Below are 21,008 nucleotides of genomic sequence, written 5' to 3' on the forward strand. Positions count from 1 at the left end.
CCCCGGGACGGGCGGAAGGCGGGCGCGCACCCCGGGCCCCGCACCGGACCCGGGGGCGGTCAGCCGTTGCGCACCGCCGGCTCCAGGCCGGTACGCCGCAGCTTCTGCCAGCCCAGCCGCCCGCCGGTCAGCGCGGTGACCACCGCCTGCACCATCACCAGGTACATCAGCTGCCGGTAGACGAACTGTTGCAGGGGCAGCACCCACAGCACCCCGAGCTTCTCCCGGTCCAGCCGGAACGCCACCACGGCGGTGAGGGTCTGCACGCCGAGCATGACCAGCCAGGCCACCGCCGTGGCCCGGCGGTCGAGGAAGAACAGGCCGTACAGGGCCAGCAGGTCGATCACCGGCGCGAGCAGCGGCAGCAGCACCCCGAAGAGGCTGAGGAAGAACAGGCAGCGCCTGGTGAACCGGCCCGACGCGCCCCGGTCGAGCACCGAGCGCCGATGCTTCCACATCGCCTGCATGGTGCCGTAGCTCCACCGGTAGCGCTGCTTCCAGAGCTGGCCCATGGTCGCCGGGGCCTCCGTCCAGGCGCGGGCGGTCTCCTCGTAGACCACCTTCCAGCCGGCCCGGCCCAGGGCGATGGTGATGTCGGTGTCCTCGGCGAGGGTGTCGTCGGTCATCCCCCCGGCGTAGCGCAGCGCCTCCCGCCGGAACCCGCCGATCGCGCCCGGCACGGTGGACATGCAGCGCAGCGTCTCGTAGAGCCGCCGGTCGAGGTTGAACCCGATGACGTACTCGATGTGCTGCCACTTGGCGATCAGGCTGCGCCGGTTGCCGACCTTGACGTTGCCGGCCACCGCGCCGACCTGCGGGTCGGCGAAGGGCTGCACCAGCCGGCGGACCGCGTCGGGCTCGAAGACGGTGTCCCCGTCGACCATCACGATCAGGTCGTGCCGGGCCAGCGCCAGGCCGGTGTTCAGGGCGCTGGGCTTGCCGCCGTTGGGCTTGCGGACCACCCGGACGTTGGGCAGGCCGAGCGCGTCGACGATGTCGGCGGTGCCGTCGGTGGAGCCGTCGTCGACGACGATCACCTCGATCCCGCCCGGATGGTCGCCGCCGGCCAGGGAGCGGACCGCCGCCGCGATCCCCTCCTTCTCGTTGTACGCCGGGACGATCACCGAGACCGGCGCGGTGACCGGCGGCCCCCAGCTCCAGTCCCGGGCCCGCCGCCGTCGGGCGTGCCGCCCGGCCAGCACGAACAACACGAGGGTACGGCCCACGGTGAGCACGCCGACGACGACGAAGAGCACACCGAACACGGTCAGCATCCGGTCGGCGCCCTGCACCGCCCAGATCAGCGTCCGGCCACGCCACCGTTCCCCGGTGCCGGCGGGGGTGGCGGCGTCCATCCGGTGGTCGACCCCGGCGGCGGCGAAGGCGAGGTTCAGCCCCTCGGTCGCGGTGACGAACCGGTACCCCCGTTCCTTCATCATCGGGATGAACCGGTCGAGGGCGGCGACGGTCTGCGACCGGTCCCCGCCGGCGTCGTGCCAGAGGGTCACCGCACCGGAGTCCCCGTCGGGGGCCGCGTTCTCGACGATCCGGTCCACTCCGGGCAGCGACCAGTCCTGGCTGTCGGTGTCGTTGAGGAAGGTCAGGTAGCCCAGGTCACCGGCGGCGGTGACCACCGGCCAGTCCCGGTTGTCGATCGCGCCCGGATGCGACGAGTACGGGAAGCGCACCAGCGAGGTCCGCATGCCGGTGGCCCCGGCCACGGCGAGCTGGGTCTGGGCGTACTCCAGGCGTTGCCGCCACGCCGGCAGTTCGGCGAGGTCGGGGTGGGTGAAGGTGTGCACGCCGAGCTGGTGCCCGCCGTCGGTCAGCTCGCGGGCCACCTCGGGGTGCCGGGCGACCTGCGAGCCCAGCACGAAGAACGTGCCCTTGACCTCGTGGGCGGCCAGGACCTTGAGCACCTCGCGGGTCCAGACCGGGTGGGGGCCGTCGTCGAAGGTCAACGCGATGGTGCGCGGCGGCAGCCGGTAGGAGCGGACCAGCTCGCTGCTGGCGCTGATGATCGGCCCGCCGGTCACCACCGAGGTCGGTACGTCCCGCTGCCCGGCGACGTCGTTGCGGCGGTCCGGGGCGAAGGACGCGTTGGCGTACGCGCCGACCAGCAGCACACCGGCCAGCAGCGCGAGCACCGTGCCCAGCAGGATTCCGCTCGGCTGCGGCACCGGCCGACGTCGTCGGGCCGGGCCGGGGGTGCGACGGCGGGTCGGCCCGGGTGTGCGACGGCGGGTGCTCGGGCCGGCCGGCTCAACCATCGACGCGGACGCCGTCGGCACCGCCGGGCAGCGGGTCGGGCAGGGCGGGCGGCTCGTCGGTGGGCGTCGGCGGGTTCGGCGTGGTGGCCGGCGGCGTCGACCGGGTCGGTCGGGGCGACGCCGTGGAGGTGGCCGGGCTGCGGCCCGGCGACCGGCTGGCGCTCGGCGACGGCGAGGGACTGACGGTGCCGCCGGTGGCGGACGGGGTGACCGGGGCGACGGCCGGTCCGCTGCCCCGGGGTGCCCGGGGGGCGACGCTCGGTGCCACGGCGCCGGTGGTCGTGGCGGGGGTGGCCGGGGTGGTGGTGGCCGTCCGGGCCGGCGGCGACGACCGCTCGGGCTGCGCGACCTCGTCGACGAAGGGGAGCACCGCGTGCGGGGCGATGCCCCCAGCGAAGCTGATCCCGACCAGCCCGGAGTAGATCAGGACCACCAGCCCCAGGGCGTACGCGAGCCAGCGCAGCCGGGAGTGGCGGCGGCCGCTGGGGTCGACGAAGACCGGGACCGGCGGGGGCACGGCGGCGATCAACGCGGTGGGGCCGTCGGTCGGGCCGACGGTGCGGTCGAGCACCACGGTCGGCCCATCGACTACCGTCACGTCATCGGTACGATGTGGATCGGCGGCCGACCGAACACCGAGCGCGCCCATGGGCTTCGATCCTTTGGATGGCGCATTTTTCCTGCTCAGGCGGTCGGCAGTCATGGGATGCGAGTTTAGGCACGAGGATCACTCAGCTTCCAGCCCGTCCCACTAATGAGACTCGGGTCGCACCTGCGGGCACCTGCCGGCGACGGTTCAGGGCGAAGGTCCCGGGCGGGAGCCGACGTGATCTCCTAGGGTGGTGCCGTGGCCCGCAGCGTCTACCTGACCAGCGTGGGGTCCGGCGGGGGTAAGTCGACCATCGCCCTCGGCCTCGCGGAACTCCTCTCCCGGCAGGTCGAACGGATCGGCGTGTTCCGGCCGCTGGTCTCCGACACCGGCGACGACCCGATCCTCGCCCTGCTGCACGACCGCTACCGGATCGACCTGCCCCAGGCCGACCTGACCGGCACCACGTACGCCGAGGCGGCGGCCCTGGTCGCCGACGGCCGGCGGGAGGAGCTGATCTCCCGGATCGTCGAGCGGTACCGGGCGGTGGAGCGGCGCTGCCCGGCGGTGATCGTGGTGGGCAGCGACTTCACCGACGGCGGGGACACCGCCGGCCCCCGGGAGCTGGCCTTCAACGCCCGGCTGGCCACCGAGTTCGGCAGCGTCGTGGTGCCCGTGGTCGACGGCTTCGGGCAGCAACCGGAGGCGGTCACGGCGGCGGCGCGCGGGGCGTACCACGATCTGGCCGACCTGGGCGCGACGGTGCTGGCGGTGATCGCCAACCGGGTGACCGGGGCGCTGACCCTGCCGGAGCTGCCCGTCCCCGCGTACGCCATCCCGGAGGTGCCGAGCGTGTCGGCGCCGACGGTGGCCGAGGTGGCGGCGGCGCTCGACGCGACCCTGCTGGCCGGCGACGACGCCGCCCTCGGCCGGGACGTGCTCGACTACGTGGTCGGCGCGGCGCACGTGCCGACCCTGCTCGACCACCTCACCGAGGGGGCCCTGGTGATCACCCCGGGCGACCGGGCCGACCTGCTGGTCGCGGCGGCCACCGCGCACGTCGCCGGGCAGGTCTCGCTCGCCGGCGTGGTGCTCACCCTCGGCGAACAGCCCGACCCCCGGGCGATGCGCCTGGTCGAACGGCTCAACACCGGCTTCGCCGTGCTCTCGGTGACCAGCGACAGCTACGACACGGTCGAGGCGTCCAGCCACATCGAGGGCCGGCCCGGCCCGGCCAACCCGCGCAAGGTGGAGGCCGCGCTCGGCGCGTTCGAGGGTCACGTCGACACCGTCGACCTGGCCCGCCGGCTGCGGGTCAGCCGCTCCGAGCGGGTCACCCCGCTGATGTTCGAGTACGACCTGATCGACCGGGCCCGCGCCGACCGCCGCCGGCTGGTGCTGCCCGAGGGCACCGACGAGCGCATCCTGCGGGCCACCGAGATCCTGCTCCGCCGGGGGGTCGCCGAGCTGACCCTGCTCGGCCGCCCGGACGAGGTGGCCCGTCGCACCCGTGAGCTGGGCATCGACCTGACCGGCGCGCAGGTGGTCGACCCGGCCGGCAGCGCCTGGCGGGACGAGTTCGCCACCCGGTACGCGGCGCTGCGCGCCCACCGGGGCGTCACCGCCGAGATCGCGCACGACATCGTGGCCCAACCCAACTACTTCGGCACCATGATGGTGGCCACCGGGCACGCCGACGGGATGGTCTCCGGGGCCACCCACACCACCGCCGCCACCATCCGCCCCGCCTTCGAGATCATCCGTACCGTGCCCGGTGTCTCGGTGGCGTCGAGCGTGTTCTTCATGCTGCTCGCCGACCGGGTGCTGGTCTACGGCGACTGCGCGGTCAACCCCGACCCGGACGCCGCCCAGCTCGCCGACATCGCCATCTCCTCGGCCGACACGGCGGCCCGGTTCGGCATCGAGCCGAGGGTGGCGATGCTGTCGTACTCGACCGGGGACTCCGGCGCGGGAGCCGACGTGGAGAAGGTCGCCGCCGCCACCAGGCTCGTCCGCGAGCGCCGGCCCGACCTGCTGGTCGAGGGGCCGATCCAGTACGACGCGGCGATCGACCCGCAGGTCGCGGCGACGAAGCTGCCGAGCAGCACGGTCGCCGGCCGGGCCACCGTGTTCATCTTCCCGGACCTCAACACCGGCAACAACACGTACAAGGCGGTACAGCGGTCGGCGGGGGCGGTGGCCGTCGGGCCGGTGATGCAGGGCCTGCGCCGACCGGTCAACGACCTGTCCCGGGGCGCGAAGGTCGCCGACATCGTCAACACCGTGGCGATCACCGCCATCCAGGCGGCCGGATCGTCAAAGGAGGGGTCGTGACCGACCGGGTGCTGGTGCTCAACTGCGGGTCGTCGTCGGTGAAGTACCGGCTCTACGCCGGGGGGTCGACCGTCGACTCCGGCACCGTGGAGCGGGTCGGCGAGCCGGGTGGCGGCCCGCCCGACCACGCCACCGCCGTCCGGGACGTCCTCGGCCGGCTCGACCTGACCGGGCTGACCGCCGTGGGGCACCGGGTGGTGCACGGCGGCCGGCGGTTCAGCGCGCCGGTCCGGATCGACGACGCGGTCGTCGCCGCGATCGGGGAGCTGGTGCCGCTGGCACCCCTGCACAACCCGGCGAACCTGGCCGGCATCGAGGTCACCCGGGAACTGCTGCCGGACGTCGCCCAGGCGGCGGTCTTCGACACCGCGTTCCACCACACCCTGCCCGAGTCCGCCGCCACGTACGCCATCGACCTGGACACCGCCCGCCGCCACGACATCCGCCGGTACGGCTTCCACGGCACCTCGCACGCGTACGTGTCACGGCGCACCGCCGAGCTGCTCGACCGGCCGTACGACCGGCTGCGCACCATCAGCCTGCACCTGGGCAACGGGGCGAGCGCCTGCGCGGTGGACGGCGGACGCAGCGTGGCCACCTCGATGGGGATGTCGCCGCTGGAAGGGCTGGTGATGGGCACCCGCAGCGGGGACCTCGACCCGACGGTGATCTTCCACCTGCGCCGCGCGGGCGGGATGGGCGTCGACGAGATCGACGACCTGCTCAACCACCGCAGCGGGCTGCTCGGGCTGGCCGGGGCCAACGACATGCGGGAGGTGCAGTCCCGTCGGGCCGCCGGAGATCCCGGCGCGGTCCTCGCCTTCGACGTCTACTGCCGGCGGATCACCGGCTACGTCGGGGCCTACCACGCGCTGCTGGGCGGGACGGACGCGATCACCTTCACCGCCGGGGTGGGCGAGCACTCCCCCGAGGTACGGGCCGCCGCCCTGGCCGGACTGGACCGGCTCGGCATCGCCGTCGACCCCGACCGCAACGCCGGCACCGGCGACCGGGTGATCTCCCCGGCCGGCGCGCCGGTCAGCGTCTGCGTGGTCGGCACCGACGAGGAGCGGGAGATCGCCCGGCAGACCCGGGCGGTGCTGGCCGGGGCGGACCGAGCGGTGGAGCCGGACCGACCGGGGCGGTGACCACCATCGTCCGGACGGCCGGGCCGGACCGGTCCGTCGACCACCTACCGTGCAGGCATGGGGGTGAGGCGGCTGTGCGCCGTGGTGCTGGCCGCGCTGCTCGCCGGCTGCGGCCCGGCCGCCGCCGCCACCGACCCGCCACCGCCGACGCCGGCCCGGCACGCCCCGGACCACGCCCTGCCGGTCGCGGTGCGCACCCTCACCGTCGATCCGGCCGGGCCGCGCCCGCTGCCGGTGACGCTCTGGTATCCGGGCGTGGGTGGCCGGGTCGCCCCGGGCCGGTTCCCGGTGGTGGTGCACAGCCACGGCCTGCACAGCCTCCCCGCGCTGCACGCCGCGTTGGCCGTCAGGTGGGCCGCCGCCGGTTTCGTGGTGGCCGCGCCGACCTACCCCTACACCAACCGACGGGCGGCCCGGTTCAGCCGCGCCGACGTCCGTAACCAGCCCGCCGACGGCTGGCGGGTGATCCGGCACCTGGTCCGGTTGGACGCCCGCGCCGGTGACCCGCTCGCCGGGCACCTGGACGTGGGCCGGTTCGCGGCGACCGGGCACTCGGCGGGCGGTTTCACCACGGCCGGCATGTTCACCTCCGGCCACCCGACCCGGCTGCGCTCCGGCGTGATCATCGCCGGGGGTGGACTGGCCGGTGCCTTCGCCGGGCCGAGCGCCCCGCTGCTGTTCGTGCACGGCACCGCCGACCCGGTGGTGCCGCTGGCCGTCGGGCGGGCCGGCTACCGGCGGGCGGGCGGCCCGAAGGCGTTCCTCAGCGTGCTCGGGCAGGGTCACGGCGAATACCTCACCCCGGGTCGGCCGGGCTTCGAGCAGGTGCTCGCCACCGTCACCGACTTCCTGCGCTGGACCCTCTACGACGACCGGGACGCCGGCCGGCGGCTGCGCGCCGACGCCACCCGCCCGGGCGTCACCACCCTCGACGACCGGTTGGCCGACGCCGGGCCGTAGCCCGCCGGGCAGCCGCGACGGGCAGGCACAATCGTTCTCATGTCCCGTCGTCGTATCCCGGTCCTGCTGACCGCCGCGCTGTTCGCCGCCGGCCTCGTCGGCTGCTCGGCGTCGCCGTCCGCGCCCCCCGCCGCCCCGTCGCCGACGCCGGAGGCGACCGCGCCGCAGGCCACCCCGCAGGCGTCGCGCGTTCCCGCCGGGACCGCGCCGACGCGGGCGTTCGCGGTCGGCGTACGGGAGCTGCGGCTGAACCGGGGCGGCGACCGCCCGCTGCCGGTGACCCTCTGGTATCCGGCCCGGGGCACCGCCGGTGGAGCGGCGCAGCGCGACGCCCCGGTGGCGGCCGGCCGGTTCCCGGTGGTGGCGTTCAGCCACGGCCTCGACGGGCGGCCGACCGACTACCGGGCGTTGACCACCCGCTGGACGGCGGCCGGTTTCGTGGTGGCCGCGCCGACCTTCCCGCACACCGGCAAGGGCACCGACGGCAGCGTCCTGGACGTGCTCAACCAGCCCGCCGACGTGTCGTACGTGCTGGACAAGGTCCTGGCGCTGGACGCGAAGGCCGGTGACCCGCTGCGCGGCCGGCTGGCCACCGACCGGGTGGCCGCCGCCGGGCACTCGGCCGGCGGCGTGACCACCATCGGCCTGTTCACCACCGGCCGGGACGAGCGGCTGCGCGCCGGGGTGGTCCTCGCCGGGACCGGGCTGGGCGTGGGCACCGCCTTCGCGGGGGCCGCCGCCCCGCAGCTCTTCGTGCACGGCCGGGCCGACGAGGTGGTCGACTACGCCGCCGGCAAGGCCGTCTACGACGCGGTGCCGTGGCCCAAGGCGATGCTCAGCCTGACCCGGGGCGACCACGGCCGGGTACTGCTCGGTGACGACACGGCCCTGCGGGTGGTCTCCGACACCATCGTCGAGTTCCTCCGCTGGACGCTCTACGGCGACGCGGCCGCCCGGGACCGGCTGCCCGCCTCGGCCACCCGGGGGGACATCGCCACCCTCGACGACCGCCTCTGAGCGACGGGTCAGGCGGTGTGGTCGACCACGACCTTGCCGAAGACCGCACCGGAGTGCAGCCGGGCGAAGGCGTCGGCCACCCGGCTGAACGGGACCACGCTGTCGACCACCGGGCGTACCTCGTGCTCGGCGCAGAAGGCGAGCAGCTCGGTCAGCTCGTCCGGGGTGCCCATCGAGGTGCCGAGGATCTCCAGCTGCATGGCGAAGACCCGGCGCAGGTTCACCGGCGGCAGGTGACCCGAGGTCGCCCCGGCGACCACGATCCGGGCCATCGGGGCGGCCGACTTCAACGAGTGGTCGAAGGTGGCCGCGCCGACCGTCTCGATCACCACGTCGACCCGCTCCGGCAGCCGGGCGCCGGGTTCCAGCGCGGTCGCCCCCAGCGCGGCGACGCGGTCCCGCTTGGCGGCGTCGCCGCTGGTGGCGTACACCCGCTTGCCCAGCGCCAGGCCGAGCGCGACGGCGGCGGTGGCGACCCCGCCGCCGGCCCCCTGCACCAGCACCGCCTCGCCGTCGGCGATCCGGCCCCGGGTGGTGAGCATCCGCCACGCGGTGAGCCAGGCGGTCGGCAGGCAGGCCGCGTCGGTCGCCGACAGGCCGGTCGGCAGCGGCAGCAGGTTCATCCGGGGTACGGCCACCCGCTCGGCCAGGGTGCCCTGGTAGTGCTCGGAGAGGATGGAGACGCCCCGCGGATCGCCGGGGGTAGGCAGCACCGGGTAGATCACCACCTCGTTGCCGTCCGGGTCGGTGCCGACCGCGTCGCAGCCCAGGATCATCGGCAGTTGACCGTCGGCGAGCCCGACCCCGCGCAGCGACCACAGGTCGTGGTGGTTGAGCGAACTGGCCCGCACCTGCACCGTCACCCAGTCGTCGTCGAGGTGGGCGGGCTCGGGACGGTCGCCGACGGTGAGCGCGGCGAGCGGGTTGTCGGCGTCGAACCGGGAGGCATAGGCGGCACGCATGATCCGCACCGTAACAGCGCGACGATCGTTCCCGCAGGGTCCGGGCCGACCGACCCGGACCCTGCGCACCTGTTCGCCGGGCGCGTGGGGTGCCCGCCGCCTGTCGCTCAGGCGCGGGCGACGCCCTCGTGGCGGGCCGCCTGGGCCACCGCCGCCGCCACCGCCGGGGCGACCCGGGGGTCGAGCGGGGACGGCACGATGGCGTCCGCGCTGAGCGCCCCGTCGACCACCCCGGCGATCGCGTCGGCGGCGGCCACCTTCATCCCGTCGGTGATCCGGGTGGCCCGGGCGTCCAGCGCGCCCCGGAACACCCCGGGGAAGGCGAGCACGTTGTTGATCTGGTTGGGGTAGTCGCTGCGTCCGGTGGCGACCACCGCCACGTGCCGGGCGGCGACCTCCGGGTCCACCTCGGGGGTGGGGTTGGCCAGCGCGAAGACGATGCCACCGGGGGCCATCCCGGCGACCGCCGCCTCGGGGATCCGCCCGCCGGAGACGCCGATCAGCACGTCCGCGCCGCGCAGCGCCTCGGTGACGTCACCGCGCCGCCCCTGCGCGTTGGTGGTCTCGGCGAGGTACGCCTTGGTCTCGGTCAGGTCGTCGCGGTGCCGGCCGATCACGCCCCGGGAGTCGCAGACCACCACCTGTTCGGGGTCCACTCCCCCGGCGACGAGCATGTGGGTGACCGCGACGCCGGCCGCGCCGGCCCCGCTGACCGTCACCCGCAGGTCGCCGAGCTTGCGGTTGAGCAGGGACGCCGCGTTGCGCAACGCGGCCAGCACCACGATCGCGGTGCCGTGCTGGTCGTCGTGGAAGACCGGGATGGGCAGCGCCTCGTCGAGCCGCCGTTCCACCTCGAAGCAGCGCGGGGCGCTGATGTCCTCCAGGTTGATCCCGCCGAACGAGGGGGCGAGGGCCCGGACCGTCGCCACGATCTCGTCGACGTCCTGGGTGTCCAGGCAGACCGGCACCGCGTCGACGCCGGCGAACTGCTTGAACAGCACCGCCTTGCCCTCCATCACCGGCAGCGCCGCGCGGGGGCCGATGTTGCCGAGGCCGAGCACGGCGGAGCCGTCGGTGACGACGGCGACGGTGTGCGACACCCAGGTGTAGTCGTCGACCAGCGCGGGGTCGGCGGCGATCGCCTCGCACACCCGGGCCACCCCCGGGGTGTACGCGAGCGAGAGGTCCTCGCGGCTGGTCAGCGGGACGGTCGAGGCGACGGCGAGCTTGCCGCCGAGGTGCAGTCGGAAGACGGGATCAGCGGGATCCACGGTGGACGCAGACATGGTGACTCCAGGATCTGTCGAACAGACGGAGCGGCCGGCGCGAGGGCGCGAGGTGAGGCGGAGCGGCGACACGCGGTACGGGGGTCACCCGGGCACCTCCCGAGCATAGTCAGGCCACCGGTACCGGGTTGTGAGGAGGGTCATATCGGTGCCCCGGCCGGCCGACCGGGGTGGGGCCAGTAGCGGAACACCACCCGGCCCAGCACGTCGGCCACCCCGTACGCCCGGGAGTCGTCGGTGACCAGCGCGTTGTCACCGTGCAGCCACCATCCGCCGTCCTGTGGACGGACGGCGCGCTTGACCACCAACAGGTCCGGGCGGCTGCGGAACACGGCCACCACCACGTCGCCGGGGCGGACGGGCCGGCCACCCCGGCGGACCAGCAGCGCGTCGCCGTGGCGCAGGGTGGGCGACATGGACGGCCCGGTCACGCCGACGGCGGTGAACGGGGCGCGCAACCGAAGGGTGGGACCGGAACCGCCGACCGTCACGAGGTGTTCCCTCCGCCCCTGCCGGGGAAGTTCTCAGGAGTAATGTCGGCTCGGATCATCGCAAACATCCCCATGGAGGAGCCTGATGCGACTTCCCCGCATCCTTTCGCCCCGTGTGACCGCCAGCGCACACTGTGACCTGCCCTGCGGCGTCTACGACCCGGCGCAGGCCCGGATCGAGGCCGAGTCGGTCAAAATGATCTGCGAGAAGTACCAGGCGAACACGGACCCCGAGTTCCGCACCCGGGCGATCCTGATCAAGGAGCAGCGCGCCGACCTGGTCAAGCACCACCTGTGGGTGCTCTGGACCGACTACTTCAAGCCGCCGCACTTCGAGAAGTACCCGCACCTGCACCAGCTGTTCAACGAGGCCACCAAGGCGGCGGGCGCGGCCGGCGCCAAGGGTGCCACCGACCCGGCCAAGGCCGACGAGCTGCTCCAGAAGATCGACGAGATCTCCAAGATCTTCTGGGAGACCAAGCAGGCGTGAGCCTGCCCACCACGGCACCGACGATCCGGCCGGCGCGTCCTGGGGACGTGCCGGCCGTCGTCGCGATGGTGCACGAGCTGGCCGACTACGAGCAGGCCGCCGACCGCTGCGGACTGACCCCGGCACAGCTCGACACCGCCCTGTTCGGGCCGGCTCCGGCGCTGTTCGGGCATGTCGCGGTGGACGACGACGACCAGCCGGTCGGCTTCGCGCTGTGGTTCCTCAACTTCTCCACCTGGGCCGGCGTGCACGGCATCTACCTGGAGGACCTGTACGTCCGCCCGGCGTGGCGGGGCACCGGGGCCGGCCGGGCGCTGCTGGCCGCGCTCGCCGGGATCTGTGTGGAGCGCGGCTACCGGCGGCTGGAGTGGTGGATGCTCGACTGGAACCCGGCCGCCCGCTTCTACGCCTCGATCGGGGCCGAGCCGATGACCGAGTGGGTGCCCTACCGGCTCGACGGGACGGCCCTGCACGGCCTCGCCGCCGAAGGGGTGACGTCGGCCACGCGCCCGTCCGCCCGGCCGGGTAGAGTCCCGGACCGGGGGGATGAGGCGTGACTCAACTGACCGGCCAGCCAGCGACCGACGACGACGTCGTGCACCTCACCGTGCCCGCCGACGGCGGCTACCTGGGCGTGCTGCGCACCGCCACGGCGGGGCTCGCGGCCCGCCTCCAGTTCGCGCTCGACGAGATCGAGGATCTGCGGATCGCGGTCGACGAGGCGTGCGCGATGCTGCTCGCCATCGCCACCCGCGACGCCGAGCTGGAGTGCCGGTTCTCGGTCACCGAGGACGCACTGACCGTCGAGGTGACGGTGCCGACCGTGCGCGGCGCAACCCTGCCCGGGGAGTCCTCGTTCGCCTGGAAGGTGCTCACCGCGCTGACCACGGCGGCGGCGGCCGAGTCCACCCAGGGCCGGGCCACCATCTCGCTGCTGACCCGCCGCTCCGCCGGCTACTGACCGGCCCCGGCCGGCGGCTTCGCGCCGCGTCCGGCGGCGTCGGTCAGCCGAAGCCCAGGGCCCGGGTGGTCGGTGGGCTGACCAGCAGCGCGCAGACGCCCACCCCGAGCACGATCAGGGGTACGCCGAGCCAGCCCAGCCCGCCGGAGATCATGAACCAGCCGACCGGCACCAGCATCAGCTCCAGCACCATCGCCGGGGCGCGGGCACCGGCCCGGCGGCGGGCCAGTGCCCCGCCCAACGCCCAGAGCGCGACCGCACCGGCGATGGCGAACCCGGTCACGAAGAGTGCCGAGACCAGGTCGGTCGTGGTGGCGGTGAGGTCGGCCCAGACCAGCCAGCCGGCGAGCAGCGCCAGGGCGACGGCCTCGGCCCGCAGCAGGCGTACCGCCCAGCGCAGGGTGTCGGGAACCGGCGCGGAGTCGATCGTCACGCGGGCCACGATACCCCTGCCCCATCACGTAAAGTGCCGGCCATGCGGGCCGTCCTGGTGGTCAATCCGAAGGCCACCACCACCAGCGAACGCAGCCGGGACGTGCTGGTCCGGGCACTGCGCAGCCAAGTAGACCTGTCGGTGCGGTACACCCGACGCCGGGGCCACGCCACCGACCTGGCCCGGGAGGCCGCCCAGGAGGGCGTCGACCTGGTGGTCACCCTGGGTGGTGACGGCACGGTCAACGAGGTGGTCAACGGCCTGATGACCGCCGATCCCCCGACGATCCGCACCGGCGGCTCTCCGGCGGAGCGGTTGCCGGCGCTGGCCACCGTGCCGGGCGGCTCGACCAACGTCTTCGCCCGCGCCCTCGGGCTGCCCCGGGAGTGGGCGGACGGCACGAGCATGATCCTGGAGGGGTTGCGGCTGGGCCGGTCCCGCACGATCGGGCTGGGCCGGGCCGACGACCGCTACTTCACCTTCTGCGCCGGCTTCGGCCTGGACGCGGCCGTGATCCACCGGGTGGAGCAGGCCCGGCGGCGGGGGCGGGTCTCCTCCCCCGCGCTCTACTTCCGTTCCACCCTGAGTCACTACTTCCTCGGCTCGGACCGGCGGCATCCGGCGATCAGCCTGGAGCGGCCGGGCGAGCCGGCCGAGGCCGAGCTGGCGACGGTGATCATCCAGAACACCGCGCCGTGGACGTACCTCGGCGACCGGGAGGTCAACCCGAACCCGGCGGCGTCGTTCGATCTCGGGCTGGACGTGATGGCGCTCCGTCAGCTCCGCGTCGCCAGCACGACACGGACGGTGACACAGTTCCTCTCCCGACACCCCGATCCGCGCGGCAAGCAGGTGCTCCGGTTGCACGATCTGGAGGAGTTCACGCTGGTCTCGGCCCGCCCACAGGCCTTCCAGCTGGACGGGGACTACCTCGGCGAGCGACACAAAGTCAGATTCACCTCCGTTTCCGGCGCACTGAGAGTAATCTGCTAGGTCTCGGGTAACGCCCTAGGTCGAGCGGTCGGGACACCGCGCGGCGCGGTGGCCGCCACACCGAGGAGGAGTGCCGGAAATGTCAGCAATGTCACGCGGACTGTACTATATTGATCCTCGACTGTGGTACGCCGGGTGACGGGGAAGCCCGGGAACCGGACAAAAGGGTCGTGAGCTTGCTCACCGAGCGGAGTTTTTCCGAGCGTCACCCCTTGACATCGCGTTCGTTCGTGAAAGTATTCACAAGCGAACTTGAGTTACCGGGACATTGCCTGGATATGCTCGGCCGGTTGAGCAGTTCCAGCAGGCCCAGGCGCTGAAAACGAGTCTGCTCACGCATTGCCGAATAGTCGTATGCGAACCGTGACGACCGGCACTGCGGACGGATATAAGAAAAGCACCAGCGTTACTGCCATCCATCCAGAATGAGGAGTGTTGCCGCCATGGACTGGCGTCACAATGCCGTCTGCCGCGACGAGGACCCGGAGCTGTTCTTCCCGATCGGGACGTCCGGCCCTGCTGTCCTGCAGGTCGAGCAGGCCAAGGCCGTCTGCCGGCGCTGCTCCGTGACCGATCAGTGCCTCCAGTGGGCACTGGAGTCCGGTCAGGACGCCGGCGTCTGGGGCGGGATGAGCGAGGAGGAGCGCCGCGCGGTCAAGCGCCGTGGCGGTCTCCGGGTGCTGCGCGCTCACTCCGCCTGAAAAAACCGATCACACACGCTGTCCGCCCCGGCCGGGTCCGCCCGCCGGGGCGTTCTGCTGCCCGCACTCCCCGTGATCAGAATTCGTCAATGCATTGTCGCGAGACAATTACCTACGGTAATGAACATGCGAGTGACTCCGGTCACCCGTCACCCGACGTGTCGACCCGGCGCAGCACCAGATCCACCAGATCCGGGGAGTCGTTCAGCGGGGCGCTGACGGCCACCGCCCCGGCCCGCTCCGCCGCCGCCGCCACCGCATCGTGGAACAGCCCCGGCGCGAGGAAGTACGCCACCACCGCCACCCGACGTGCACCGGTCGCCCGTAGCCGGGCCACCGTCACGTCGGTGGTCGGCGGGGCCGCCGAGGCGTACGCCACCGTGCAGGGCACCCCGTACCCGGCGGAGAGGGCGGCGGCGACCCGCCCCACCGACCCCCGGGCCCGCGCGTCCCGGGTGCCCGCCGCCGCCAGCACCAACGCGTCCACCGGCCCCGGCCACGCCTGCGCCAGGCGGTGGCCCAACCCGGCCAGCAACCCCGCGTCCACCGTCCCGTCGGCCGGCCCGAGCACGTCGGTGACCCGTACCGTCAGCCCGGGAGCGGCCTCCCGGGCCGCCGCCACCGCCGCCGGGACGTCCACCCGCCGGTGGTACGCGGCGGTGAGCAGCAGGGGCACCACGACCGCCGTACGGTGCCCGTCGGCCGCCAACCCCCGCAGCACCTCCGTCGGCCCCGGCGCGGTGTGGTCGAGCCAACTGGGCAGCACCGGCGTACCGGGACGGGCGGTCTCGACGGCACGGGCCAGCGCCCGGGTCGCCGCCGCCGCCCGGGGGTCCCGGCTGCCGTGCGCCACCAGCACCACCGGCACACCCGCACCGGTCCGTCCCGGCCGCGCCGCGCCGGGAGTCGGGGCGTGCGCCGGCCCGGTCAGACGTGCAGACCGCACTCGGTCTTCTCGAACATGGCCCAGCGGCCGGCCCGGGGGTCCTCCCCCGCCCTGGTCCGGCGGGTGCACGGCCAGCAGCCGACCGAGCCGTAGCCCCGGCTGAGCAGCTCGTTGACCGGGATGTCGTAGCGGGAGATGTAGGAGTCCACGTCGGCCTGGGACCAGGCGGCGATCGGGTTCACCTTCACCTTGCCGCGCCGGGGGTCGAACGTCACCACAGGCGTGTTCGCCCGGGTCGGCGACTCGTCCCGGCGCAGCCCGGCGGCCCAGGCGTCGTACCCGGACAGGGCCCGCTCCAACGGCTCGACCTTGCGCAGCTGGCAGCAGTCGTCCGGGGAGCGGTTGAACAGCCGGGGACCGTACTCGCCGTCCTGCTGGCCGACGGTCTGCCGGGGCCGGATCGAGCGCACGTTCACCGGCAGGCGACGGGCCACCTCGTCGCGGACCCGCAGCGTCTCCGGGAAGTGCAGCCCGGTGTCCAGGAAGATCACGTCCACCCCGGGGGCGACCCGGGACACCAGGTGGGCCAGCACGGCGTCGGCCATCGAGCTGGTCACGCAGAACCGGTCGCCGAAGGTGTCGGCCGCCCAGCGGGCGATCTCCAACGCCGGGGCGCCCTCCAGCTCGCGGCCGGCCCGCTCGGCCAGCGCCCGCAGCTCGGCCGGGTCACGACGGGCCGGGTCGGTCGTCCTCGGGCCACCGGGGCCGACCAGGCCCAGGCCGGTGGCGGAGAGCAGCCCGGTCACCGGGTCACCGCCCGGCTCAGCAGGCCGTTGAACTTGACGGTGAAGACCCGGGCGCAGGCGTGGCACTCCCAGGCGCCGTGTCCGGCCTCGTTCGGCCGCAGGTCCTCTTCGCCGCAGTACGGGCAGTGCAGCGGCGCGGATCGGGTTTCGCTCATCGGAGTTCCTCCTCGTCGACCCTGATCACCCAGTTGGCGAACGTCTCGCCCTCGGTCCGGCCGGCCAGGTAGCGGCGGGCCAGTCGTTCCACGTACTCGGGAAGCTCGTCGGCGGTGGTCTTCAGGCCGCGCAGCTTGCGGCCGAACCCGGCGGTCTGCCCCTGGGCCATGCCCAACCCGCCGCCGAGGTGCACCTGGAAGCCCTCCACCTGACGGCCGTCCGGGCCGACCACCAGCTGCCCCTTGAGGCCGATGTCGGCGACCTGGGTGCGGGCGCAGGCGTTCGGGCAGCCGTTGAGGTGGATGGAGATGTCCGCGTCGAAGTCGCGCAGCCGCTCCTCCAGCCGGGCCACCAGTTCCTCGCCACGCGCCTTGGTCTCGACGATGGCCAGCTTGCAGAACTCGATGCCGGTGCAGGCCATGGTGCCGCGCCGCCACGCCGACGGCCGGGCCTCCAGGCCGATCCCGCGCAGCTCGTCGACCAGGGACTCCGTCCGCGCCGGCGGCACGTCCAGCACCAGCAGCTTCTGGTACGGCGTGAGCCGCACCCGGTCGCTGCCGTGCGCCTCGACCACGTCGGCGAGCTTGGCCAGCTGCCCACCGGAGACCCGCCCGACCACCGGGGCGGCCCCGACGTAGTTGCGCCCGTCGCGCTGCCGGTGCACGCCGATGTGGTCGACCGGCTTGTCGGGCAGCTGCGGGGCCGGGCCGTCGAGCAGGGTACGCCCCAGGTACTCCTTCTCCAGCACCTCGCGGAACTTCTCCACGCCCCAGTCGGCGACCAGGAACTTCAACCGGGCCCGGTTACGCAGCCGGCGGTAGCCGTAGTCGCGGAAGATGCCGACCACGCCCGCCCAGACGTCCGGCACCTCGGCCAGCGGCACCCAGACGCCGAGCCGCTTGGCCAGCATCGGGTTGGTGGACAGGCCACCGCCGACCCAGACGTCGAAGCCGGGGCCGTGCTCCGGGTGCTCGACCCCGAGGAACGCGATGTCGTTCGCCTCGTACGGGGTGTCGACCAGCCACGAGATGGTGGTCTTGAACTTGCGGGGCAGGTTCGAGTACGCCTTGTCGCCGACGTAGCGGCTGACGATCTCGTCGAGCGCGGGGGTCGGGTCGAGCACCTCGTCCTCGGCCACCCCGGCGACCGGGCTGCCCAGCACGATCCGGGGGCAGTCGCCGCACGCCTCCGTGGTCTGCAGGCCGACCGACTCCAGCCGACGCCAGATCTCCGGCATGTCCTCGACCCGGATCCAGTGGTACTGGATGTTCTGCCGGTCGGTGATGTCGGCGGTGTCCCGGGCGAACTCCCGGGAGATGTCGGCGATCACCCGGAGCTGGGCCAGGGAGAGCTGGCCGCCGTCGACCCGGACCCGGAGCATGAAGAACTCGTCCTCCAGCTCGTGCGGCTCCAGCACGGCGGTGCGCCCGCCGTCGATGCCGGCCTTACGCTGGGTGTAGAGGCCCCACCAGCGGAACCGGCCGCGCAGATCCTGCGGGTCGATCGAGGCGAACCCGCCGTGGGCGTAGATGTTCTCGATCCGGGCCCGGACGTTCAGCGGGTCGTCGTCCTTCTTGATCCGCTCGTTGGGGTTGAGCGGCTCGCGGTGGCCGAGGGCCCACTGTCCTTCGCCACGGGGACGACGGGGAGCGCGGGTGGCGGGAACGGCGGTGGCCGTCGGGGTCCCGGGACGGGCCGGGGTGCTGCTGACCGCCATCGCGGCGTCCTCCGTTGTCTCTGCGGTGCCTCGGGGGGAGCGCGGACGCGGCGGCGGCCGGCCCTGGAAGGGCCGAGGACAACGGTGTCGGAACGGCCGGCGCAGAATACGCGCCCGAGACGGATGGGTCGGGCGTCGTCAGTGGGCCGGACAGATCGCGCTGCGCACACGGCCGTAGTCGACGTGGCGACGTGCCACGAAGCGGCGGACGACAGCGGCGGTCATGCAGCCATGCTCCCACACCCTGCGGAAACCGGCCAAGGACCGCGTGCCGCATCCCACATCACGGGCCGCATCCCCTACGTCACCGAGGCCGTGCCGCGACCAGTGAGCCGATGTTGCGGCATCCGGCCAGACAACGACTGCAACATCGACCCACCTGAGTTGACAAGGCGGGCGGTCTGGGCCGCCGAGGGCTCGACGGCCGGGCTGGACGGGCGGGGCGGCCGGGCTCGGCGGGCGGGCTGGACGGCCGAGGGCTGGGCCGCCGGGCTGGGCGGCCGAGGGCTGGGCCGCCGGGCTGGGCCGCCAGGCTGGGCGGTCGCCAATGGGCGCCAGAAGGGGTATCCGGCTGGACAGACACCGCAACATCGGCCCACATGAGTCGATCAAGGGCCCCCGGCCCGCTCAGCGGCCCGCATGTGCCGTGGGTCGGGGTCCATCCGAGCCGGGGGTCCATCCGAGCCGGGGGTCCATCCGAGCCGGGGGTCCATCCGAGCCGGGGGTCCATCCGAGCCGGGGGTCCATCCGAGCCGGGGGTCCATCCGAGCCGGGGGTTCATCCGGGCCGACGGCGGCCATCCCGCCGGCCGGGACGAGTCCTGGGGGCGGGACCCGGGGTTGCGGCCGGGGAGGGGACGGACCGCACCGGACCGGGTGAATCGTCTGCGCCATCAGCTCGAAAGGACGCGAACTCACCCGCACGACCGGCGGGCCTTCTGGTGACCTTCGGCTCCGGCCGTATCGCCGGAGCCGGTGTGGGACCCTCGACTCGTGGGCGCGATGTCCGGAAAGGGGCATTCGGGTGGGCATTCTGATGCGCACCCGCGTTCCCGTGAACCAGCACCGACGGACCCACACGCCGGGCCGGCGGCAGCGGCAGCGGCAGCGGCAGGGTCGCGCCGGGGGCGGCTGCCGGCGCTGACGGCGGGGTCGGTGGTCTGGGCGGTTCCGCTGCTGGTCACCCTGGCCGCCGGTTGCTGGGGGATCAACCGGGCCCAACCCTGGCGGGACGAGCTGGCCACCTGGAGCGCGGCCACCCGACCGGTCGGGGACCTGGCCCGGCTCACCGGCACCGTCGACGCGGCGACCGGGGCGTACTACCTGGTGGTGCACGGCTGGACCGGTGTGTTCGGCGACTCGGTGGCGGCACTGCGACTGCCCTCGGTGCTGGCAATGGCGGGGGCGGCCGGCCTCACGGCCGTCCTCGGACGGCGGCTGTTCGGGGCACCTGCCGGCCTGCTCGCCGGCCTGCTCTTCGCGGTCCTGCCCGGCACCTCCCGGTACGCGCAGGAGGCCCGGCCGTACGCGCTGGTGACCCTGCTCGCCGTGCTGGCCACCGTGCTGCTGGTCGGCGCCCTGGACCGTCCCGGCCGGCTGCGCTGGGCCGGCTACGCGGCGGCCGTCACCGGGCTCGGCCTGGCCCATCTGCTCGCCCTGACTCTGCTCGCCGCGCACGCCGTGGCGGTGCTGACCGTCCAGGGCTACGCCCGCCACCAGGACGCCCGCCCGCGTGACGCCCGTCCGCAGGACGCGCCAGCCCCGGACTCCCGCGGTCGCGACGCCCGGCCCCGGGACGACCGCGTCGACGACGGTGCGACCGTTGCCGGAGGGACGGGTGGGAGGTGGGGGGACCGGCCGCTGCGGGGGTGGGTACCGGCCGTGTCGGTCGCCATGGTGGTGCTGGTGCCGCTGCTGGCCACGGCGCAGCGGCAGCGGTCCCACCAGCTCGACTGGGTGGCTCCGGCCCGACTGGCGGACCTGGCGGCCCTGCCGGGCGCGCTGGCGCACAGCGGCGTGGTGGGTGGCGTGCTCGTCGGGCTCGCCGCGCTCGGGGCGGCCCGCTCGGGGCGGCGGGCCCTGCTGCCCGGCCTCTGTGTGCTGCTGCCGGTGCTCCTGGTCTTCGTCGCCGCGCTGGCGGTGCCCCTCTGGGTGCCGCGGTACCTGTTCTTCACGGTCCCCTTCGCCTGCCTGCTCGCCGGTGCCGCCCTGGCCGGCCCCGCACCGCGGGCGGCCCGGGAGCCGACCGGACCGGAGTGGCCCCGACCGGCGCGCCCGCTGGGCCGGCCGGTGGGGGCGGGGTTGGCGGTGGTGGCGCTCGCCGCGCTGCTCGGGCTGCCCGACCAGGCGGCGGTACGGCACAGTCACGGCTGGCCGCGCAGCACGACGGTCGACTACCGGGGGGCGGCGGCCGTGATCGCCGCCGGCCAGCGGCCCGGCGACGCGGTGGTCTACGCGCCCCGCGACGGCTGGCTCTTCCTCGACCTCGGCATCGATTACCACCTGCCCCGGATCGCCGGTGACCGGGCCACCGACGGGCCCCGGCCCCGGGACGTGCTGGTCGCCCAGGGGCGGCGGGACCGGGCCGACCTGTGGGTCCGCGAGTGCGACCGGCCCGCCGGCTGCCTGGCCGGCGTGGACCGGGTCTGGCTGGTGGTCGCCGGGCGGCACGACGACCCGCTCGCCACGGTCCCGGGCGGCAAGGGCGACGCGCTGCGGGCCGGGTTCACCGTCGAGCAGGTCCACCCCCGGCCGGGGGTGACGGTGGCGCTGCTCGCGCGCCGGCGGTGACCCGCGACCTCCCCCCACC

The 21,008-nt window shown here is 74.2% G+C and carries 20 protein-coding genes; 10 read left to right on the forward strand and 10 right to left on the reverse strand.

The window, feature by feature from the left end; translation table 11 throughout:
• Positions 1-59: 59 nt before the first annotated feature.
• Positions 60-2,270 carry a bifunctional polysaccharide deacetylase/glycosyltransferase family 2 protein gene (locus tag ACN261_RS03550; protein WP_421483927.1) on the reverse strand — a complete coding sequence of 737 codons (2,211 nt, stop codon included), beginning with the start codon at positions 2,268-2,270 and terminating at the stop codon, positions 60-62.
• Positions 2,263-2,868 (reverse strand): hypothetical protein, encoded by a 606-nt coding sequence (locus ACN261_RS03555; protein ID WP_421483928.1) that lies wholly within the window; start codon positions 2,866-2,868, stop codon positions 2,263-2,265. The genes ACN261_RS03550 and ACN261_RS03555 overlap by 8 nt, the downstream gene beginning before the upstream one ends.
• A gap of 249 nt (positions 2,869-3,117) precedes the next feature.
• On the opposite strand from ACN261_RS03555, the gene pta reads away from it, so the two are divergent.
• From pta to ACN261_RS03575, 4 genes are read left to right on the forward strand one after another with little or no spacing between them, the layout of a single operon-like run.
• Entirely contained in the window at positions 3,118-5,193 is a 2,076-nt protein-coding gene (gene pta, locus ACN261_RS03560) for a phosphate acetyltransferase (RefSeq protein WP_421483929.1), read from the forward strand.
• Complete coding sequence (locus ACN261_RS03565; protein WP_421483930.1) at positions 5,190-6,341, forward strand: acetate/propionate family kinase; 1,152 nt, start codon at positions 5,190-5,192, stop codon at positions 6,339-6,341. Before pta ends, ACN261_RS03565 begins: the two co-directional genes overlap by 4 nt.
• Before the next feature lie 57 nt (positions 6,342-6,398).
• Positions 6,399-7,301 carry an alpha/beta hydrolase family protein gene (locus ACN261_RS03570; protein ID WP_421483931.1) on the forward strand — a complete coding sequence of 301 codons (903 nt, stop codon included), beginning with the start codon at positions 6,399-6,401 and terminating at the stop codon, positions 7,299-7,301.
• Between the two features lie 39 nt (positions 7,302-7,340).
• The gene (locus ACN261_RS03575) at positions 7,341-8,318 is read left to right on the forward strand and encodes an alpha/beta hydrolase family protein (protein WP_421483932.1); all 978 of its coding nucleotides are present in this window, start codon (positions 7,341-7,343) and stop codon (positions 8,316-8,318) included.
• Between the two features lie 8 nt (positions 8,319-8,326).
• On the opposite strand, the gene ACN261_RS03580 is transcribed toward ACN261_RS03575, so the two are convergent.
• The 3 genes from ACN261_RS03580 to ACN261_RS03590 form a co-directional block, all read right to left on the reverse strand.
• Complete coding sequence (locus ACN261_RS03580) at positions 8,327-9,289, reverse strand: zinc-binding dehydrogenase (protein WP_421483933.1); 963 nt, start codon at positions 9,287-9,289, stop codon at positions 8,327-8,329.
• 98 nt (positions 9,290-9,387) lie between these two features.
• Complete coding sequence (locus ACN261_RS03585; RefSeq protein ID WP_421483934.1) at positions 9,388-10,566, reverse strand: NAD(P)-dependent malic enzyme; 1,179 nt, start codon at positions 10,564-10,566, stop codon at positions 9,388-9,390.
• A 140-nt stretch (positions 10,567-10,706) separates the two neighbouring features.
• Entirely contained in the window at positions 10,707-11,057 is a 351-nt protein-coding gene (locus ACN261_RS03590; RefSeq protein WP_425848392.1) for a S24/S26 family peptidase, read from the reverse strand.
• 85 nt (positions 11,058-11,142) lie between these two features.
• Between ACN261_RS03590 and sodN the strand changes: the two genes are divergently transcribed.
• Genes sodN through ACN261_RS03605 form a run of 3 tightly spaced genes read left to right on the forward strand, consistent with a single transcriptional unit; the run spans position 11,143 to position 12,508 of the window.
• Complete coding sequence (gene sodN, locus ACN261_RS03595; RefSeq protein ID WP_088645999.1) at positions 11,143-11,547, forward strand: superoxide dismutase, Ni; 405 nt, start codon at positions 11,143-11,145, stop codon at positions 11,545-11,547.
• A complete protein-coding gene (locus ACN261_RS03600) occupies positions 11,544-12,104 on the forward strand; it encodes a GNAT family N-acetyltransferase (protein WP_425848393.1) in 561 nt (186 codons plus the stop codon). Before sodN ends, ACN261_RS03600 begins: the two co-directional genes overlap by 4 nt.
• The gene (locus ACN261_RS03605; protein ID WP_204926843.1) at positions 12,101-12,508 is read left to right on the forward strand and encodes an ATP-binding protein; all 408 of its coding nucleotides are present in this window, start codon (positions 12,101-12,103) and stop codon (positions 12,506-12,508) included. Before ACN261_RS03600 ends, ACN261_RS03605 begins: the two co-directional genes overlap by 4 nt.
• A gap of 43 nt (positions 12,509-12,551) precedes the next feature.
• Here the strand turns inward: ACN261_RS03605 and ACN261_RS03610 are convergent, their stop codons facing one another.
• Positions 12,552-12,941, reverse strand: coding sequence for a hypothetical protein (locus tag ACN261_RS03610; protein WP_425848395.1), 390 nt, complete (start codon positions 12,939-12,941; stop codon positions 12,552-12,554).
• 42 nt (positions 12,942-12,983) lie between these two features.
• Here ACN261_RS03610 and ACN261_RS03615 point away from each other — a divergent pair, with 42 nt between their 5' ends.
• Together ACN261_RS03615 and ACN261_RS03620 are read left to right on the forward strand one after the other, a co-directional pair.
• Complete coding sequence (locus ACN261_RS03615; RefSeq protein WP_204926841.1) at positions 12,984-13,934, forward strand: diacylglycerol/lipid kinase family protein; 951 nt, start codon at positions 12,984-12,986, stop codon at positions 13,932-13,934.
• 443 nt (positions 13,935-14,377) lie between these two features.
• Positions 14,378-14,635, forward strand: coding sequence for a WhiB family transcriptional regulator (locus ACN261_RS03620; protein ID WP_067311984.1), 258 nt, complete (start codon positions 14,378-14,380; stop codon positions 14,633-14,635).
• Positions 14,636-14,777: 142 nt separating this feature from the next.
• On the opposite strand, the gene ACN261_RS03625 is transcribed toward ACN261_RS03620, so the two are convergent.
• From ACN261_RS03625 to ACN261_RS03640, 4 genes are read right to left on the reverse strand one after another with little or no spacing between them, the layout of a single operon-like run.
• Positions 14,778-15,581 carry a sirohydrochlorin chelatase gene (locus ACN261_RS03625; RefSeq protein WP_421483937.1) on the reverse strand — a complete coding sequence of 268 codons (804 nt, stop codon included), beginning with the start codon at positions 15,579-15,581 and terminating at the stop codon, positions 14,778-14,780.
• Positions 15,563-16,327 carry a phosphoadenylyl-sulfate reductase gene (locus ACN261_RS03630; protein WP_421483938.1) on the reverse strand — a complete coding sequence of 255 codons (765 nt, stop codon included), beginning with the start codon at positions 16,325-16,327 and terminating at the stop codon, positions 15,563-15,565. Before ACN261_RS03630 ends, ACN261_RS03625 begins: the two co-directional genes overlap by 19 nt.
• Positions 16,324-16,482: an IS1 family transposase gene (locus ACN261_RS03635; RefSeq protein WP_141723017.1), complete on the reverse strand. Its 159-nt coding sequence runs from the start codon at positions 16,480-16,482 to the stop codon at positions 16,324-16,326. Before ACN261_RS03635 ends, ACN261_RS03630 begins: the two co-directional genes overlap by 4 nt.
• Positions 16,479-18,200: a nitrite/sulfite reductase gene (locus tag ACN261_RS03640; protein ID WP_204926839.1), complete on the reverse strand. Its 1,722-nt coding sequence runs from the start codon at positions 18,198-18,200 to the stop codon at positions 16,479-16,481. The genes ACN261_RS03635 and ACN261_RS03640 overlap by 4 nt, the downstream gene beginning before the upstream one ends.
• A 1,154-nt stretch (positions 18,201-19,354) precedes the next feature.
• On the opposite strand from ACN261_RS03640, the gene ACN261_RS03645 reads away from it, so the two are divergent.
• A complete protein-coding gene (locus tag ACN261_RS03645; RefSeq protein ID WP_421483939.1) occupies positions 19,355-20,989 on the forward strand; it encodes a glycosyltransferase family 39 protein in 1,635 nt (544 codons plus the stop codon).
• Positions 20,990-21,008 lie beyond the last annotated feature (19 nt).

Origin of the sequence: Micromonospora sp. WMMD723 (assembly GCF_049863385.1) — a bacterium.
GTDB classification, from domain to species: domain Bacteria; phylum Actinomycetota; class Actinomycetes; order Mycobacteriales; family Micromonosporaceae; genus Micromonospora; species Micromonospora wenchangensis.

Bases quoted from the DNA above. Each gene is read 5' to 3' on its own strand.
- sodN (WP_088645999.1), top strand. From the start codon at position 11,143: ATGCGACTTCCCCGCATCCTTTCGCCCCGTGTGACCGCCAGCGCACAC.
- ACN261_RS03585 (WP_421483934.1), bottom strand. From the start codon at position 10,566: ATGTCTGCGTCCACCGTGGATCCCGCTGATCCCGTCTTCCGACTGCAC.
- ACN261_RS03640 (WP_204926839.1), bottom strand. From the start codon at position 18,200: ATGGCGGTCAGCAGCACCCCGGCCCGTCCCGGGACCCCGACGGCCACC.
- ACN261_RS03615 (WP_204926841.1), top strand. From the start codon at position 12,984: ATGCGGGCCGTCCTGGTGGTCAATCCGAAGGCCACCACCACCAGCGAA.
- ACN261_RS03550 (WP_421483927.1), bottom strand. From the start codon at position 2,270: ATGGTTGAGCCGGCCGGCCCGAGCACCCGCCGTCGCACACCCGGGCCG.
- ACN261_RS03575 (WP_421483932.1), top strand. From the start codon at position 7,341: ATGTCCCGTCGTCGTATCCCGGTCCTGCTGACCGCCGCGCTGTTCGCC.
- ACN261_RS03570 (WP_421483931.1), top strand. From the start codon at position 6,399: ATGGGGGTGAGGCGGCTGTGCGCCGTGGTGCTGGCCGCGCTGCTCGCC.
- ACN261_RS03635 (WP_141723017.1), bottom strand. From the start codon at position 16,482: ATGAGCGAAACCCGATCCGCGCCGCTGCACTGCCCGTACTGCGGCGAA.
- ACN261_RS03620 (WP_067311984.1), top strand. From the start codon at position 14,378: ATGGACTGGCGTCACAATGCCGTCTGCCGCGACGAGGACCCGGAGCTG.